This window comes from Stenotrophomonas sp. 28608_Sma (assembly GCF_056486185.1).
In genome coordinates this window covers 477,920-494,298 of the sequence record NZ_CM151308.1, presented here as the reverse complement: position 1 = coordinate 494,298, position 16,379 = coordinate 477,920, and the positions used below count along the sequence as shown (strand labels likewise).

The window sequence follows — 16,379 nt, the reverse complement described above, 5'->3', positions numbered from 1 at the left end:
TATTGCAAAGATTGCATCAACCCTCGTCCTTTCCTGGTAGTGACGCGACCTGTTTTCGAAGCTGCTGTCTTGGCGCCGCCCCCGCTACTGTAGGCAAGGGCATCGAACCTCCCAAAACACATAGTTCCAGTTGGCATATTCGTCACGCCATTAACAGATATCGAAATATCTGCGAACAAGATGATCAAGAACGGCAGCACTTGTGTAGGCAGAGTATGACTGAAGTCCATCATTCTTATCCGCGTCTGCAAAATCACATACTGCCTTTAATCCTACAAATTTTGGACGAGGAGATGTCGCCATTGCGCACGCGGATGAGACGCCGTAAAGCTCCATTTCTAGCCCTAAAGCGGCGCGCTGTTGGTGTGAGACCTCTTTCGCAAAAGCCCTATCTGCTACCACAGCTGAGCCAGACGCAACGGGACCAATTCGAATTCTAAGATCATTTCGCGGCGGATTTTGCCAAGCATCTCTAATCGATCTCAGAATCTCCTTATCTTCCGACAACTGCTCAATCAGCGCCCTCAGTTCCGGCGAAGACTGAATTTGATGAGGTGCCATCTCAAAACCAGGCTCACCGTTGCCATCCACGATACGCTTCCCGGCCTGATAGTCCCAAACCGGATCTGCGAAAACCACATCGCCCAACTCCACCCTTCCAGAGAATCCAGCACTAATGCCTGGCATCGCGCAAATATCTGGAACAACATCCGCGATCAGTTTGCTCGCCAGCACAGCTGACGCCACCATACCCATTCTCGGAGCAGCGGCAGCAATGACCCTAACATTACCTTTCGCCGTACTTACGACGCCCTTTGAGATGAACGAAACATCATCGAACGGGGTCTCCGCCTCCCAGTTCCAGGGAAGCTTCTTCACGGCCTCCAACTCAGGACTACGAAGCGCGCATATTACGAGAACCTCTGCCTTAGATGTTCTCGTAGCGTCTTCTTTGCGCGCAGAGCGGAGGTAGTTAACACAATTTTTGACTCTCTCCACCCACCCATTGTCGGCCTCAGAGACCTTAATTACATTCCACAGCATCTCATTAAAGGTATCGACAGCGTCAGCAATGCCTTCATCGTACGCAGTGAGCCCAACAATGTTTCCCGGCCTTTTGTACTCACCACCCTCAGAAATATCCTCAAGCAGGTCAACGCAGACCTGGGCATCTGGATCATCTTCTTGACGGAAAGGGATAAGCACATCAAGAAGCAGCAGATCGTAGTAGTTATTTCGTAGAAACTGGCGTGCAGAGTATGAACATACTGCCACCTCGATATGATCCCGAGGAATTCCTGTCTCCATGAGAACGGCAACGATCCGCTTCAACTTGGCTTGTGTATCCTCAACAACAAGAATTCTCAAATCGACACCCTCGCAATAAATTGATCCATCAAGCTAATCAACGCCCTCTTCCAATCCAAATTGGCGTTATCAAATTCCACAAGCCCAAGGAAGACATCCCCATGCTCTTCGCGCAACTCACACTCCAACTCTGACAGAAGATACCATTTTCCATCGATTGAAAAATCTGCGTATTGAGTTACAACAATTACGAGCGGCGAATAACTGAGCCGCTCGAACTCATTAAGAATTTCCACCCCCCCAGCGCCTTGCGGCCTGCCGCCCCCTTCTCCAGCCGCCACATCGAATGTTGGCAACGACATATCTAGCAAGATCAAATCAAAACTCTCTCGACCAAGACGCGCGATGGCTGATCTGACAGATGCGGCCTCAGTGATAATCGCCTCAGGATAATGGGATGCAAAAAGATCACGGACATTCTTCGACTTATGTGCCTCATCCTCAGCCAGGAGTATCGAGAAGCCTCTACTCTTCACAGCAACCTCCCTCTTGAAGAATCAAGGACAGCTTCATATCAACAAAAAAATCCGTTGCAGATGAGAAACCAAAATCCAAGTAACCCTTCGCGGATTGGCTCGCGATGGCAGCCAACTTCTTAAAGCCGGATTCGCCCTCGCGCCTAAGACCCTGTTCAATTCGCCCAGCCTTAACTTCATTCAGTATCTCAGAAACACGAAACTGGTTTCGATCGCGCACACCAACTGCAACTTCATTTTTTACGACGATCCTAAGCGTCCCTTCTGCATCATTGACGGAGCAATGTAGGCTAACAATCGCTCCGTCCTGAACTTCAGACTTGGTGTGAATATTTCCAAATATAACCAGAAGCACGTCAGCCAGCACGGGAATGTCCGCTGCGGTTATATCGAAGTCTGGGACTGTAGACTCAGAGAGGTTAAGGTTTGAATTCTTGTAAGTGGCCTTCGACGACTCTATACCAATTGCGAATGCATCCGCCAGTTTGCATCTCATATGGGCGGCATCAAGCCCAGACTTTTCAAACCATTGTGCCACCGACTCAACTTCTCCCAACACATCCCGACAGGCTTGATCCAGCTTACTGAGCAGCAAGGACAACTCAGGATATTTTTGTCGCTTCGCGACTACGGTAGCTCTGACCCTAGAGAACTCCCTAGATATCGATTCAGCAGTGCGTTCCCGGAGGTGCCTACGAACCGCACTCAATGACGGGTTGAGCAACCCCCAGAATGCCGCAAACATTGAATCCAGGAACCCATCGAAAGAGAGATCCCGCCGTACAAACGACCTGATTGTATGATACTCCCCCGCACCGAGATTAATACCAAGAAGTCCACTTACTTTCTCAGCAGTACGAATCTGAACAACGTTGTTCTTTGCATAGAGAAGTTCTGCATCGATTTTTTCACTGAAGTCACACATCGCTCTGACGACCTCAAGCTGTTCGATGTATGGAACTCTAACGTAGCTATCCCGCCAATCGTCCGGCTCGACGTAGGGTAACCCGCTACCCAAAGCCTGGAAAATCATTTCGTGCTGCTCGATCGCACCCCGCAAATGCCCGACGATAGAGCCGTGGCGGATACGCTTACTGAGATAGCTATCAAGGCCATGTTTAGCATCGAAAAGAAATCTGTTGCAGCTCAGATTTATCATTTCAACCAAGAGCTGGTCCGCCTCACTCTTAGGAAACGCAAGATCTCCAGCGCCAGAATCTCCCTTAGCAACCCGCCTCAGAACCTCATCAAACTCTCTCGTGTCTTCCACGGAAACGGGAGCTAGTGCGCGATATCGACTGAATGGCTCTGTCAACTCCTCACGAAGAAGCTGTCGGAGCGCCGCCTCGTCTACATATATTCGACTTTGATCAACTATGCGCCGACCATCCTCAATCATCAACAGATGAGTGATTGATACAATCTCAGAGTCATAGAACTCCTTGTGCTCGACATCAATCTCTCGCAGCACAGAAAGTATCTCTCTCATCTCCTTTCGAAGAGACTTCACCCCGTCTATGGAGTAAATCATGTCTACCACATGCTCCTCGCAGACCTCCCGCCAGAAGTGCCTAACTGCATTTATTCCGTGTACCGCCACATCAATCTGCGAGGGTCGCTCAATGGAATGGATCTTCAGGAAATCGTCGATCGCGAAGCGCAAGCATGTGCTCCAGTATTTCCCGGCATTCCTTTTGTTTAGGTAGTGGGCGGCGATGGATAGTCGGATATCAGAGGAGCATGACCGTATATCCTTCCACCTCAACTGAGCGGAGAACGCCAGTGCGTTTGGTGAGAGAGCTACCGCTCCCAGTCGAACAACCCCATCTGAAAGCACCTCCAAGAATGCAGATACATTTCGGTTTTTCGCAGCAGCTTCCAATGCCATGAGCGTTGCGAAATGACTCATGAACCCAACATCGGAGTGTACAAGGGGAGTTAGCTCGACAAGAACCCTTGGCAGATCACGGGCGACGGAATGCTGCGCTCCCAGAGCAATTGCTCGAGCATCTGAGCTCAGGGCCACTCCGTCACTTGGTCGCGGGGAAACCGAGATATCATTAATCAATCTAACTAAGTCCCCATGCTCCGACAGCTGCGATAGAAGGCGTGTGCTCTGAACGCAGCCAGGTACACTTCGCGCTGCAACTTGCATGGCAACTGAATCGAATATATCTGTCGCTGCGAGCCTGGTACTTGCACTTACAAGATAACCATCATACCAGTTCAAATGTAGCTTTCTCAGATCGGCCTTTGCAGCAACCGATCGCTCAGTTGCCAGCAATGCCTCGGCAAATCTGCTGACGACCTGGTTTCTCAAAGAACGCGCTTCCCTCTCACAACCATGGCCTTGAGCAGCCTGCGCTCGACAGATGGATGCAGTGATAATGTCCTCTATATTCAGGCATTGACGCCCTAGACATTCCTTCATGGCTTGGCGGTAGTGACCTGACACCAGCGAATCCATAGTCTTGCCGCTCAGCCCTAAAGAGGATGCTGACGTACTGAGTCTGCGATCCTCAATGCAGCTCAACTCATGTACGATCGCGTCGACATCAATGCCAACCTGCAGCCGTCCTGAGCGAACTGCGCTCAACAGACATACAAATGTTTCATAAACATCAATGCTAGCGTTGTTCTGCTCAACTCTAAGTACGCTCGCAATTTCAGCCTCATCTGAAGGCCACTGCTTGGTAAGCTTGTATTCAAGATAAACTGCAAGCTCCCTGTCCTTTATCTTCTCACATCGCTTCTTTACATCTGCAGTGAATCTTGCAACTGACGTAGACGGCTCATTGCGCACACTGAAATGATGAGACAAGAATGGGGCAACCCCCCCTTGCAGCGCCCGCTTGACAGTCGCTACGTACTTTTTCTGTGCCTCAAGACCGCCAGCTTGCTGATGGAGGAATATCCTTTTTTCAATAAGAAATATTGACTCCCCGAACTCGTCCGAAATCTCTTGTGCCTTTTCTAGCGCCCCTCTCGCTCCCGCCCAAACAATCTCTCCAAGCTCTTGATTCATCTGAATCGTCTTGGAGATTTCACCTGCCGCAGCCTTTATTCTCGCAATGTTCCAAAGCACTTCATCGGCGAGAGAGAGCTCCGGCATTTCCACGAGAGCTGCAACATTTGAATAGCCTTTTAAGGGAACCAGCCGAAGCATCTCGGCAGCGAACGAATTTATGTAGTCGAAGTAAGCACTATAGGATAATGGGGATAGAGTTTCTCTCGCCTTCCCATGCACATCTCTTAGACCGCGAACTGCACGGAAAGTGCGAACACTCTGGTCGACCCCATATGCCCGCTCCTTGATACTCCCAACAAGCCCACGGAGAGTCCCATACTTTGATGAGGCTTTGCGCACTTTAATGGCTGACATTCACATTCCCTGTATATCGCCCAAAATATTCATCCTTACGAGTGAGGCACGCGTCTCAAAAAGAAGGCGGCTTAATAGCCGCCTTCTTCCCTCACTACCGGAGCGGTCCACACTGGCCGGCTTCAAACCCCAACAGGATTAGCCTTCTCCGGATCAATCTTGTACTGCTTGATCGCCCGGGCCACATCCTTCGCGGTCATCTTCCCTTCCTTCGCCAGCGCCGCAATCGCGGCATGGGCGATGTAGTACCGGTCCACTTCAAAGAACCGGCGCAGGTTCGCACGGGTATCCGAACGACCAAACCCATCGGTACCCAGCACGGTGTACGACATCGGCACGAACGCGCGGATCTGGTCCGCATACGCACGCACGTAGTCGGTGGCGGCAATCGCCGGGCCCTGGCGGCCTTCCAGCAGCTCGGTCACGTAGGCCTTGCGCTGCTCACCTTCCGGATGCAGGCGGTTGGCACGCTCCACGTCGAAACCATCGCGACGCAGTTCGTTGAAGCTCGGGCAGCTCCAGATATCGGCGGTCACGCCGAAGTCCTTGTCCAGCAGCTCGGCGGCAGCAATGGCTTCGCGCAGGATGGTGCCCGAGCCCAGCAGCTGCACGCGCAGCTCGCCCTTCTTCGGCTTGCCGGCGTCGGTCAGCAGGTACATGCCCTTGACGATGCCTTCGGCCGCGCCTTCCGGCATTTCCGGGTGGGTGTAGTTCTCGTTCATCAGGGTGACGTAGTAATACTCGTCCACCTGGTCTTCCATCATGCGCTTGGTGCCGTGCTGCAGAACCACGGTCACTTCGAAGCCGAAGGTCGGGTCGTAGCTGCGCACGTTCGGGATGCCACCGGCCACCAGATGGCTGAAGCCATCTTCGTGCTGCAGGCCTTCACCGTTCAGCGTAGTGCGGCCAGCGGTGCCTCCCAGCAGGAAGCCGCGGGTACGCATGTCCGCCGCCTGCCAGGCGATGTCGCCCACGCGCTGGAAGCCGAACATCGAGTAGTAGATGTAGAACGGCAGCATCGGCACGTTGCTGACCGAGTAGCTGGTACCGGCGGCCATCCACGAGCTGATCGCACCCGGCTCGCTGATGCCCTGCTGCAGCACCTGGCCGCTCTGGTCTTCGCGGTAGAACATCAGCTGGTCCGCGTCCACCGGCTTGTACTTCTGGCCGAACGGCGCGTAGATGCCGATCTGGCGGAACAGGCCTTCCATACCGAAGGTACGGGCTTCGTCGGCCACGATCGGCACGATGTGCGGGCCCAGTTCCTTGTCACGCAAGGTGATGTTCAGGCTCTGCACGAAGGCCATGGTGGTGGAGTAGCTGCGCTCGCCGCTGCTCTTCAGCAGGCGCTCGTAGGCTTCCAGCTTCGGTGCCACGAAGGTCTTGTCGGCCTTGCGGCGGCGCTGCGGCAGGTAACCGCCCAGTGCGGCACGGCGTTCCTGCAGGTACTGCACTTCCGGCGAATCCGGGCCCGGGTGGTAGAACGGCACCTGGCCGTCGGCCAGCTGCGCGTCGGTCACCGGAATGTTGAAGCGGTCGCGGAAGTGGCGCACCGCTTCGTCGTCCAGCTTCTTGGTCTGGTGGGTCGGGTTCAGTGCCTCACCGGCGCTGCCCATGCCGTAGCCCTTCACGGTCTTGGCCAGGATGACGGTCGGCATGCCTTTGGTGTTCACGGCCTGGTGGTAGGCGGCGTACACCTTGTGCGGGTCGTGGCCACCACGGTTCAGGCGCCAGATGTCGTCGTCGGACAGGCCGGCGACCATCGCAGCGGTTTCCGGGTACTTGCCGAAGAAATGCTCGCGGGTATATGCGCCGCCGAAGGCCTTGCAGTTCTGGTATTCGCCGTCGACGGTTTCCATCATCAGCTTCTTCAGGACGCCGTCGCTGTCCTTGGCCAGCAGGGCATCCCAGTAACCGCCCCACAGCAGCTTGATCACGTTCCAGCCGCCGCCACGGAACACGCCTTCCAGTTCCTGGATGATCTTGCCGTTGCCGCGCACCGGGCCGTCCAGGCGCTGCAGGTTGCAGTTCACCACGAAGATCAGGTTGTCCAGGCCTTCACGGCCGGCCAGGGCGATGGCACCCAGGGTTTCCGGCTCGTCGCTCTCGCCGTCGCCGATGAAGCACCACACCTTGCGGTCGGACTTCTCGATCAGGCCACGGTTTTCCAGGTAGCGCATGAACTGCGCCTGGTAGATGGCGGCCAGCGGGCCCAGGCCCATCGACACGGTCGGGGTCTGCCAGTATTCCGGCATCAGCCACGGGTGCGGGTAGGAGGACAGGCCACCGCCGTCCACTTCCATGCGGAACTTGTCCAGCTGCTCTTCGCTGATGCGGCCTTCCAGGAAGGAACGCGCGTAGATGCCCGGGGCGCTGTGGCCCTGGATGAACAGCAGGTCGCCCGGGTGGTTTTCGCTCGGGGCGCGCCAGAAGTGGTTGAAGCCCACGTCGTACAGGGTGGCGCCGGAGGCGAACGAGGCGATGTGGCCGCCCAGGTCACCCGGCTTGCGGTTGGCGCGGACCACGGTGGCCATCGCGTTCCAGCGGATGATCGAACGGATGCGCCATTCCAGCTCGGCATTGCCCGGGCTCTTGGCCTCGAGCTGCGGCTCGATGGTGTTGACGTACTCGGTGGTGGGAGAGAACGGCAGGTAGGCGCCCGAACGACGGGTCAGTTCCACCATGCCTTCCAGCAGCTGATGCGCGCGCTCGGAGCCCTCGACATCAATAACGGCCTTCAACGACTCGATCCACTCCTGGGTTTCCACAGGATTCGGGTCGTTGTTCAGCACCTCGTTCAACCAGTTCATTAGCGCTCCCATAACCGCACGCACGCGCGCGACTGTTGTATAGATTTCTAGACCGCAAAGTGTAGCGCACCAAGGGCTTTCGTCACTTGGCTACGCAGGCGTATGGATGCAACCGGCCAGTGTCCGCAAGGGGCTTGCCGGGCCCGCTGAAGGCCCTGCGGCGGGCCTTGTTGGCTGCGCGGGCTGTCGCTTGCGGGCCGCTGCGCCCATGTGCAGGACGCAGTGTTACCGCTGCCGATGACGGTTGTAGGGCAGCGCCATGCCCACCTGTATCGGCTCCGCGTGCTGGCGCTGAACGGACGACAACGTGTCGCACCTGCCTCTGGATCGCCCCCCGCCCTGCCCTCAGGGTAGGCCTCGAGTGTTGGCCTCGCCCGCTTCGGTCCGCCGTCTGGCCCTGCCTCACTCCCTTCCACAGTGTTTCCGGGGCGCCTCGCAAGGGGCGCCCCTTTTGCTGTGCGCGGGGCCGGCCGTGGCCCAAAACTGACCTGCTTGTGGCCGGATCGATGATTGTCGTCTTCGATATATCGATATATCGTTTGCACACTCGTTTACCGATATATCGAAATGAGCCGTACCGCTTCTCCCAGAGCCCGTTCCACCAATCCGGAAGTGCCACGCCGCAACGGCCAGCCGCGGGTGCTCAGCCGCGGCGACCTGCGCCTGCTGGTGCTGGCCCTGATCGGCGAGCAGCCGCGCCACGGCTACGAGCTGATGCAGCTGATCAGCAACCAGTTCATGCAGGCCTACACGCCCAGCGCCGGCACCATGTACCCGCTGCTGGCCAGCTTCGAGCAGGCCGGCTGGATCGAGGCCGAGGAAGTGGACGGCAAGCGGATCTTCCGCATCACCACCGCCGGCGAGTTCGAGCTGAAGGTGCAGCGCACCCAGGTGCGCCTGGCGCAGCGACGTGCCTTCGACCGTGCCCGCGAGATCACCAAGGCCTCGCTGCCGCCGCCGCTGGCCGGCGCCCTGCGCGAGTTCAAGCGGGCGCTGGTGCATCACCACGGCCGCTGGGCCGAGGGCGAGGCAGAAGAAGTAGCGGCGCTGCTGACGCGGGCGTCCGCGCTGCTCAACGGTACGGCCGGTAGCGAGAGCCAATCCTTTTCTACGACCCAGCCAGACTGAATCCAGCCAGGTCGCCCCTACGCCGCGCGCCCCCGCGCGACACCTTTACAGGTAACCCCATGACCGAACACAACAACACGCGCCTGCGCCTGGATGTGCGCTTCCGTGAACTGACCGTGCTGCGCACCGAAGAGGTCACCCCGCACATGCGCCGCATCGTGCTGGGCGGCGCCGAGCTGGCCGGTTTCGATTCGCCCGGCGCCGACGACCACATCAAGCTGTTCTTCCCCAATGCCAGCGGCGAGATGGTGCTGCCGGTGGTCACTGCCGAAGGCCGCAGCTATCCGGCCGGCAAGGAGCCCTCACCGGCCCGCGACTACACGCCGCGCTGGTGGGACCACGAAACCGGCGAGCTGGCCATCGACTTCGTGCTGCACGACCAGGGCATTGCCGGGCCGTGGGCCGAGCAGGCCAAGGCTGGCGACACGCTGGTGATCGGCGGCCCGCGCGGCTCGTTCGTGGTGGCCGACAGCTACGACGCCTATGTGCTGATCGGCGATGAAACCGCGCTGCCGGCCATCGCCCGCTGGCTGGACGTGCTGCCGGAGGATGCCGAGGTGCAGGCCTTCATCGAAGTGAGCGATGAAGCCGAACGCCAGGACCTGCCGCAGTACGAGAACGTGCGTATCCACTGGCTGGAGCGCAATGGCTTCGCCGCGGCCAGCAGCACGCTGCTGGAAGACATGCTGACCGACTTCGAGGCACCGGACGGCGATGTCTTCTACTGGATCGCCACCGAATCGCGCCGCGCCCGGATGATGCGCAAGTTCATCGAAGGCCACCTGGGCGTGCCGCGCGACTGGATCCGTTCCACCGGCTACTGGAAGGCCCACCCGGACGAAACCGACGGCGATTGACCGGGCAGCCGGTGGGTGCGGCCCCTGCTTGGTGGGTGCGGACCGTTGGTCCGCACGCCCTGCAACAGGTAGTGCCGGCCGCTGGCCGGCAACCTCATGAACCTTCGGCAGGAACCTGCAGTTGCCGGCCAGCGGCCGGCACTACCACGTTGGATGCCACCTGCCGCTTCCACCCGAACCGCTGCGCGGCCCAGATCTCCAGCGCCACCAGCAGCGCGATGATCAGCAACGGCAACAGCAGCCCGAAGTACACACCGGGCATCATGCCGTTGATCTGCGCTTTCACCAGCCGCAGCACGCCACGGGTGTGCAGCAGCTCATCAACGTGCATGGTCAGTACCTCGCGTACCACCTTGGGTTCCAGCCCAATCGTGCCGGCCTTGTCCACCAGCGTGTCTTCCACCATGCCGCGCAGCAGGCCTTCGCGCACTTTGCCGATCACCCAACCGGTGCCGCGCGCCAACGGGCCGTTGCCAAGACGATCAAGACCGGGCAACGGATGTTCGCTGAGGTAGGCCGAAGCGATGGTATCGGCCACATCCCCCACCGTGCCCTGGCTGCGCAATGCCTCGCGCATGCGCGGGTCGTCCAGCGAATCGGTGAAGCCTTCGCTCCAGCCTTCCACCAGGGTCTGCAGGTGCGGCTGGAAATGATCGAGCTGCTTGAACAGCGCGCGGTGCGCGCCAGCAGTAAAGCCCAGCTGCAGGCCGAAGAAGGCGGTGGCCAGTGGCAGCAGCACCACGTAGCTGGCCAGCAGCCAGTGATGCCAGCGCTTGCGCCGCTGCAACCAACCCCGGCGGTGCAGCCAGCGCCAGGCAAAGATGCCCAGCACCAGGCCAAGCAGCGTACCGAGCACGCTGCCGCCCAGCAGATCGAGCACGCTCAGGCCCGTCCAGAATTCGTTCAACCAGTACTGCGCGTCCTGCATGGATCTTCCTTCCGTGGGTGGTACAGCGGGCCATTGTAGAGCCGAGCCCATGCTCGGCTGCTCTCCGCCTCCGGTGGGTGCGGACCGCCATCGACTGGTGGGTGCGGACCGTTGGTCCGCACACTCCCATGCAATTGCCGGCCAGCGGCCGGCACGACCCGCCAAGCAATGCGACAATCGCGCTCCTTTCCTGCAGCAACGAGGGCCACATGGCCAAACTGACCCTGGCCAGCGTGGATGCGCTGCGTACCCGCTTCGCCGATGACGCCGCCTGCGACGCGGCACTGGCCGCCTTCGCCGACACCGCTGCCCTGCGCGTACCGCTGCGTGAGCTGGTGGAAGCACAACACCGCTACCTGCAGGCCGAATTCGAAGTGGCGCAGGTGGCCGATGTGCTGCGCCGCGACCAGAAGTACGCGCCGGTGGGCCGGCCTTCGATCAACATCGTGCAGCTGCGCAAGCAGCAGGCCGCGACCAAGCAGGCCGCGCTGATCGCACGCCAGGTGGTGGCGCAGGCAGCGCAGACCTTCGTTCGGGTGAGCGGGCTGGCGGTGAAGGCCAAGCAAAGCCCGAGCGAAGCGTGCGTGGCATGGTTGGGCGCGCTGCGCTGAACGCGCGTACCCGGTAGTGGCCAACCTTGGTTGGCCTGCGAAATGCTCGTGTGCCAACCAAGGTTGGCACCTACCAAAGCACTCTCCGGCCCTGCATGAACCGGTAGTGGCCAACCTTGGTTGGCCCGCGAAGTGCTCGTGCGCCAACCAAGGTTGGCACCTACCAAAGCACTCTCCGGCCCTGCATGAACCGGTAGTGGCCAACCTTGGTTGGCCCGCGAAGTGCTCGTGCGCCAACCAAGGTTGGCATCTACCAAAGCACTCTCCGGCCCTGCATGAACCGGTAGTGGCCAACCTTGGTTGGCCTGCGAAATGCTCGTGTGCCAACCAAGGTTGGCACCTACCAAAGCACTCTCCGGCCCTGCACGAACCGGTAGTGGCCAACCTTGGTTGGCCCGCGAAGTGCTCGTGCGCCAACCAAGGTTGGCACCTACCAAAGCACTCTCCGACCCTGCATGAACCGGTAGTGGCCAACCAAGGCGTCCCCCACGCCCAAAAAAGAAGGCCCGCTTTTCAGCGGGCCTTCTGCCTTCTCACGACGAGTGAGCGGGGTGCATCAAGCGGCCGGCTTTTCGCCGGTGGCTTCGGTGGTGATGCGGATCTTCACTTCATCGCTGACGTTCGGGGCATACGCGCCGACGCCGAAATCGCTGCGCTTCAGGGTGGTGGTGGCATCGAAGCCGGCGGCCGGAACCTTGGCCATCGGATGCTCGCCGCCGCCGTTGACGGTCACGTCCAGGGTGACCGGCTTGGTGATGCCCTTGATGGTCAGGTCACCGGTGACGGTCAGCTTGTTGGTGCCAGCGGCTTCCACCTTGGTGCTCTTGAAGGTGGCATCGGCGAACTTGGAGGCGTCGAAGAAGTCGGCGCTCTTCAGGTGCTCGTCGAACTTGGCGGTGAAGCTGTTCAGGCCGCTCAGCGGCAGCTTCACTTCCACGGTGGACTTGGTCACGTCGGCGGCGTCGTACACCAGGGTGCCTTCGACGTTGCCGAAGTGCGCGCTGGGGTTGGAGAAGCCAAAGTGGCTCCACTGGGCCAGCACGTCGGTGTGGGTCGGGTCCAGCTTGTAGGTGCCCGAGGCGATCTGGATCGCTTCGGCGGCCGGCGCGGCGGCAGCGGCATCGGCAGCCGGGGTGGCGGCCTGTTCGGTGGTGGCCGGGGCGGCAGCGTCAGCAGCCGGGGCAGCGGTGTCGGCCGGCTTGGAGCAGGCGGCGATGGCCAGGGTCAGGGCCAGCGGCAGCAGCAGTTTACGGGTGGCGCTCATCTGAGGAACTCTCCGGATCGTAGGGTGGGTACACGGTGCAGCAAGAGCCTGCCACGGGACGGCAGGCCCGAAACCGATACAGCGACTTACGCGATGCGCGCCGCTTCGTCGAACGACAGGCGCGGCAGACGCGGGAACAGGCCCGCCGAGTCACCGTAACCCAGGTTGACCAGGAAATTCGACTTGATGGAGGTGCCGGCGAAGAAGGCTTCATCCACCTTGGCTGCATCGAAGCCCGACATCGGGCCGGCATCCAGGCCCAGCGCGCGTGCGGCCAGGATCAGGTAGGCGCCCTGCAGGCTGCCGTTGCGGATGGCGGCTTCGTGGCGGCCTTCCTGCGGGCCGTCGAACCAGGCCTTGGCATCGGTGTGCGGGAACAGGTACGGCAGCTTCTCGTGGAAGTCCAGGTCGAAGCCGATGATGACGGTGACCGGGGCGGCCATGGTCTTGTCGTGGTTGCCTTCGGACAGGGCCGGGGCCAGCTTGGCCTTGGCTTCCTTCGAGGTGACGAAGACGAAACGGGCCGGCGTGGTGTTGGCGGCGGTCGGGCCCCACTTCACCAGGTCATACAGTTCCTGCAGCAGGCTGGCCGGGACCGGCTTGTCGAGGAAAGCGTTCTGGGTGCGGGCAGTACGGAACAGCTGGTCGAGGGCAGCAGCGTCGAGCGCGTGGGACATCGGTGGATCTCCAGGGCGGCTAAGGGAAGTCAGTGCCCGCGGGCGGCGCGGGGCGAAACGACGAGCCGCAGTGTAGAGTGTCGCGACTGTTGCAACACCCAGCAGGGCTGAAACGAATTAATGCCACAGGTGAAACGATCGAGCGCGCCCTGGACGGTCACGGACGGCCGTGCGGGCAATGTCCGCCAGGCGGTCGCGCTGGCCTCTGCGCTGCGCCAGGGCACCCATCGGCCGCTGGTCCTGCAGCCCCGCGCACCCTGGCGCTGGCTGTCGCCGCGGCGGCTGCCCGGTGATGTGAACGGCTATGGCGAGGCATTCGCGACGCTGGCCGCGGACGCACCGCCGCTGGCGATCGGCTGTGGCCGTCAGGCCGCCGGCGCACTGCGCGTGCTGCGCGCACGTGGCAGCCAGGTGGTGCAGATCCTCGACCCGCGCATCAATGCCCGCCACTGGGACATGGTGGTGGTGCCCGAACACGATGCCCTGCGTGGCAGCAACGTGCTGACCCTGCTCGGCAGCCTCAACCCGGTGGATGACGACTGGCTGGCCTGGGGCCGCGCCGCGTTCGCTGGCTTCAGTACCCTGCCTGGCCCGCGCACCGCGCTGCTGGTGGGCGGGCCGACGCCGCTGGCACCCTGGGACGAGACCGCGATGGTGGGCGTGTTCCAGGCGCTGGCCGATCAGATCCGCGCTGAGGGCGGCAGCCTGCTGGCCACGACTTCGCGGCGCACGCCACCGGCATTGGCCGAGATCCTGCGCGCGAAATTCTCCGACCTGCCGCACGTGATCTGGGGCGATGGTGGCGACGGCACCAATCCCTATGGCGGCCTGCTCGGCTGGGCCAACCGCGTGGTGGTCTCGCCCGATTCGGTGAACCTGCTCTCTGAGGCCTGCGCCACGCGCATGCCGGTGATGGTGGCGCTGGCCGAGACTGCGCAGGGCCGCTTGGCGCGCTTCCAGCAGCAGCTGCGCGAGCGCGGGCGATTGCAGGCGCACTGGCTGGACTGGCAGTACGACCGTATCGAGCCGCTGCGCGAGACCGCGCGGGTGGCGGCAGAAGTGAAACAGCGCCTGGCAGCGGGGTAGTGCCGGCCGCTGGCCGGCAATCCTGGGCACCTGGCATCACGGTAATGCCGGGTGCCCAGCGTTTTCTGAACATTTCGATCCGGTACCGCGGTTAGAGTCCAGCTTCCCCCATCACTCTGAACGTCTTCATGCGTACCTTGCTCCTGCTGCCCCTGGCCCTGCTCGCTGCCTGCTCCACCACGCCCACCGAGCTGGATCCGATTTCGTATCAATGCCAGCAGCAGTTGGACGCGTACCGCGAACAACCGGCGCTGCGCGATCCGAAGGGCCAGCGCCCACCGCTGCCGGTGGCCCCGATCAGCGATGCCTGCGACAAGGAGCTCCAGCGCAAGGGCGTGGATCGTCCCCTGCGCTGAGCAGCGTATGATCGGCGCGCGGGCCTGCCCGCCGTTGAAGGTATCGACATGGATCGTTTCTCCCACCTGCCGCGCGCCGCGCTGCTGATCACCAGCCTGCTGGCGACCGCACCGGCCTGGGCCAACAGCACCGAATGCCGCGAGCGCTACCCGAGCGTGGCCGCGCAGGCGGCGATGCTGGACGTGGCCTGGACCACCGCTGAGCGCCTGGACGCGCTGCCCGATGTGGACGTGGTGGTAGCCGCGCGCGGTGGCCAGGACCTGAGCCGCTACGGCCTGCGCCACAGCCACCTGGCCTTCCTGGTGCGTGAGGACAATGGCCGCTGGCGCGCGATTCACCTGCTCAACCGCTGCAAGACCGACAGCTCGCAGCTGTACCTCGAAGGGCTGGGCAACTTCGTCGGCGAGAGCGGCGGCCATACCGACCTGCGCATCGGCGTGCCCTCGGCGCCGCTGCGTGCCGCGTTGAAAGCGATGCTGGTGTCGCCGTCGATCCAGCCGAAGGCGCTGCACGAAACCAAATACAACGTGGTTGCCTACCCGTTTGCCACCGACTACCAGAACTCCAACCAGTGGGTGCTGGAAGTGCTGGCCGCGGCGATGGCGCAGACCGAAGGCGCGCCGGCCATCGTCAAGCGCGAACAGGCACAGCAGTGGCTGCGCCAGCAGAAGTACCAGCCCAGCGTGCTGCATATCGGCCTCGGCAAGCGCGTGGGTGCGCGCCTGTTCGTGGCCAACGCCACCACCACTGACCATCCGGCCGGCGAACGCATCTCCGGCAACTATTCGGTGGTGACGGTGGAATCGGTGTTCGATTTCCTGCACCAGCGCAGCCAGCTGCAGCAGGAACTGGTGATCCCTCACGTGCCGGTAGCCGGTGCTGCCGCCGCCACGCCCTGAATCCAGCAAGGAGAACGACATGCGTACCCTGCCCGCCGTCCTGATGCCGATGCTGATCGCCGCAAGCCTGGCCTGGTCCACGGCCGCTCATGCAGAGCGCCGCATCGTGATCATCCACGACCCGGGCCCGCAGGGACCGAGCCTGGAGATGTCCACGCAGATGGTGACGTCGGCCCGCGCGGCGGCGGCGAAGGAAGCCCAGGATGCCGCCGACGCTGGCCAGCCGCTGGCCCGCCCGCAGCAGATCAAGCTGCCGCAGATGCAGGTGAGCGCGATCGCCACCACCGTGGATGGCCGCCGCGAAGTGCTGCTGCGCGATGCCAACGATCCGCAGAACACCGCATCGATGCAGTACCCGCGCGGCATCGGCGATCCCGCCGTGCAGTTCACCGTGGGCCAGACCGTGAACTTCGAACCGACCGGCGCCGACCAGGGCTGGCAGCTGAAGGACAACCAGGGCCGCCCGCTGGAATACCTGCCCGAGGCCACCGGCCCGCGCGACATCTTCGATACCCGGCGCTGAGCCGCCGTCCCCA

Annotated in this window: 14 protein-coding genes; 7 read left to right on the top strand and 7 right to left on the bottom strand. The window is 61.2% G+C overall.

Annotation, left to right across the window (positions count from 1 at the left end; translation table 11 throughout):
- Positions 1 to 150 precede the first annotated feature (150 nt).
- From ACZLHH_RS02195 to aceE, 4 genes are all read right to left on the bottom strand, one after another.
- Entirely contained in the window at positions 151 to 1,368 is a 1,218-nt protein-coding gene (locus ACZLHH_RS02195; protein WP_080356569.1) for a 5'-methylthioadenosine/S-adenosylhomocysteine nucleosidase family protein, read from the bottom strand.
- Positions 1,365 to 1,844: a response regulator gene (locus tag ACZLHH_RS02190; RefSeq protein WP_080356570.1), complete on the bottom strand. Its 480-nt coding sequence runs from the start codon at positions 1,842 to 1,844 to the stop codon at positions 1,365 to 1,367. The genes ACZLHH_RS02195 and ACZLHH_RS02190 overlap by 4 nt, the downstream gene beginning before the upstream one ends.
- Entirely contained in the window at positions 1,834 to 5,226 is a 3,393-nt protein-coding gene (locus ACZLHH_RS02185) for a hypothetical protein (RefSeq protein ID WP_152911155.1), read from the bottom strand. The genes ACZLHH_RS02190 and ACZLHH_RS02185 overlap by 11 nt, the downstream gene beginning before the upstream one ends.
- 122 nt (positions 5,227 to 5,348) lie before the next feature.
- Entirely contained in the window at positions 5,349 to 8,036 is a 2,688-nt protein-coding gene (aceE, locus tag ACZLHH_RS02180; RefSeq protein ID WP_004139606.1) for a pyruvate dehydrogenase (acetyl-transferring), homodimeric type, read from the bottom strand.
- Positions 8,037 to 8,603: 567 nt separating this feature from the next.
- Between aceE and ACZLHH_RS02175 the strand changes: the two genes are divergently transcribed.
- Together ACZLHH_RS02175 and ACZLHH_RS02170 are read left to right on the top strand one after the other, a co-directional pair.
- On the top strand, positions 8,604 to 9,164 hold the full coding sequence (locus ACZLHH_RS02175; RefSeq protein WP_049399094.1) for a PadR family transcriptional regulator: 561 nt from the start codon (positions 8,604 to 8,606) through the stop codon (positions 9,162 to 9,164).
- A gap of 59 nt (positions 9,165 to 9,223) precedes the next feature.
- Positions 9,224 to 10,021: a siderophore-interacting protein gene (locus ACZLHH_RS02170; protein WP_049462941.1), complete on the top strand. Its 798-nt coding sequence runs from the start codon at positions 9,224 to 9,226 to the stop codon at positions 10,019 to 10,021.
- A 94-nt stretch (positions 10,022 to 10,115) separates the two neighbouring features.
- Here ACZLHH_RS02170 and ACZLHH_RS02165 read toward each other — a convergent pair whose 3' ends face one another.
- Positions 10,116 to 10,949 (bottom strand): hypothetical protein, encoded by an 834-nt coding sequence (locus ACZLHH_RS02165; protein WP_049462942.1) that lies wholly within the window; start codon positions 10,947 to 10,949, stop codon positions 10,116 to 10,118.
- Positions 10,950 to 11,158: 209 nt separating this feature from the next.
- Here ACZLHH_RS02165 and ACZLHH_RS02160 point away from each other — a divergent pair, with 209 nt between their 5' ends.
- Positions 11,159 to 11,560, top strand: a complete 402-nt coding sequence (locus tag ACZLHH_RS02160; RefSeq protein WP_049462943.1) for a hypothetical protein — start codon at positions 11,159 to 11,161, stop codon at positions 11,558 to 11,560.
- Positions 11,561 to 12,116: 556 nt separating this feature from the next.
- Here the strand turns inward: ACZLHH_RS02160 and ACZLHH_RS02155 are convergent.
- Together ACZLHH_RS02155 and ACZLHH_RS02150 are read right to left on the bottom strand one after the other, a co-directional pair.
- The gene (locus ACZLHH_RS02155; RefSeq protein ID WP_080356579.1) at positions 12,117 to 12,824 is read right to left on the bottom strand and encodes a YceI family protein; all 708 of its coding nucleotides are present in this window, start codon (positions 12,822 to 12,824) and stop codon (positions 12,117 to 12,119) included.
- An 86-nt stretch (positions 12,825 to 12,910) separates the two neighbouring features.
- Positions 12,911 to 13,501: a malonic semialdehyde reductase gene (locus ACZLHH_RS02150; protein WP_004139510.1), complete on the bottom strand. Its 591-nt coding sequence runs from the start codon at positions 13,499 to 13,501 to the stop codon at positions 12,911 to 12,913.
- A 120-nt stretch (positions 13,502 to 13,621) separates the two neighbouring features.
- Here ACZLHH_RS02150 and ACZLHH_RS02145 point away from each other — a divergent pair, with 120 nt between their 5' ends.
- The 4 genes from ACZLHH_RS02145 to ACZLHH_RS02130 all read left to right on the top strand — a co-directional run bounded on the left by ACZLHH_RS02145 (position 13,622) and on the right by ACZLHH_RS02130 (position 16,366).
- Entirely contained in the window at positions 13,622 to 14,587 is a 966-nt protein-coding gene (locus ACZLHH_RS02145; RefSeq protein WP_049463237.1) for a mitochondrial fission ELM1 family protein, read from the top strand.
- 128 nt (positions 14,588 to 14,715) lie between these two features.
- Positions 14,716 to 14,943, top strand: coding sequence for a hypothetical protein (locus tag ACZLHH_RS02140; RefSeq protein ID WP_004139505.1), 228 nt, complete (start codon positions 14,716 to 14,718; stop codon positions 14,941 to 14,943).
- Between the two features lie 48 nt (positions 14,944 to 14,991).
- Positions 14,992 to 15,843: a DUF2145 domain-containing protein gene (locus ACZLHH_RS02135; RefSeq protein ID WP_049463236.1), complete on the top strand. Its 852-nt coding sequence runs from the start codon at positions 14,992 to 14,994 to the stop codon at positions 15,841 to 15,843.
- A 19-nt stretch (positions 15,844 to 15,862) separates the two neighbouring features.
- On the top strand, positions 15,863 to 16,366 hold the full coding sequence (locus tag ACZLHH_RS02130; RefSeq protein ID WP_049463238.1) for a hypothetical protein: 504 nt from the start codon (positions 15,863 to 15,865) through the stop codon (positions 16,364 to 16,366).
- The last annotated feature ends 13 nt before the right edge of the window (positions 16,367 to 16,379 follow it).

What these genes read in the sequence shown, in the direction of transcription:
- ACZLHH_RS02185 (WP_152911155.1), bottom strand. Translation starts at nt 5,226, where the DNA reads ATGTCAGCCATTAAAGTGCGCAAAGCCTCATCAAAGTATGGGACTCTC.
- aceE (WP_004139606.1), bottom strand. Translation starts at nt 8,036, where the DNA reads ATGAACTGGTTGAACGAGGTGCTGAACAACGACCCGAATCCTGTGGAA.
- ACZLHH_RS02175 (WP_049399094.1), top strand. Translation starts at nt 8,604, where the DNA reads ATGAGCCGTACCGCTTCTCCCAGAGCCCGTTCCACCAATCCGGAAGTG.
- ACZLHH_RS02170 (WP_049462941.1), top strand. Translation starts at nt 9,224, where the DNA reads ATGACCGAACACAACAACACGCGCCTGCGCCTGGATGTGCGCTTCCGT.
- ACZLHH_RS02165 (WP_049462942.1), bottom strand. Translation starts at nt 10,949, where the DNA reads ATGCAGGACGCGCAGTACTGGTTGAACGAATTCTGGACGGGCCTGAGC.
- ACZLHH_RS02160 (WP_049462943.1), top strand. Translation starts at nt 11,159, where the DNA reads ATGGCCAAACTGACCCTGGCCAGCGTGGATGCGCTGCGTACCCGCTTC.
- ACZLHH_RS02155 (WP_080356579.1), bottom strand. Translation starts at nt 12,824, where the DNA reads ATGAGCGCCACCCGTAAACTGCTGCTGCCGCTGGCCCTGACCCTGGCC.
- ACZLHH_RS02150 (WP_004139510.1), bottom strand. Translation starts at nt 13,501, where the DNA reads ATGTCCCACGCGCTCGACGCTGCTGCCCTCGACCAGCTGTTCCGTACT.
- ACZLHH_RS02145 (WP_049463237.1), top strand. Translation starts at nt 13,622, where the DNA reads ATGCCACAGGTGAAACGATCGAGCGCGCCCTGGACGGTCACGGACGGC.
- ACZLHH_RS02140 (WP_004139505.1), top strand. Translation starts at nt 14,716, where the DNA reads ATGCGTACCTTGCTCCTGCTGCCCCTGGCCCTGCTCGCTGCCTGCTCC.
- ACZLHH_RS02135 (WP_049463236.1), top strand. Translation starts at nt 14,992, where the DNA reads ATGGATCGTTTCTCCCACCTGCCGCGCGCCGCGCTGCTGATCACCAGC.
- ACZLHH_RS02130 (WP_049463238.1), top strand. Translation starts at nt 15,863, where the DNA reads ATGCGTACCCTGCCCGCCGTCCTGATGCCGATGCTGATCGCCGCAAGC.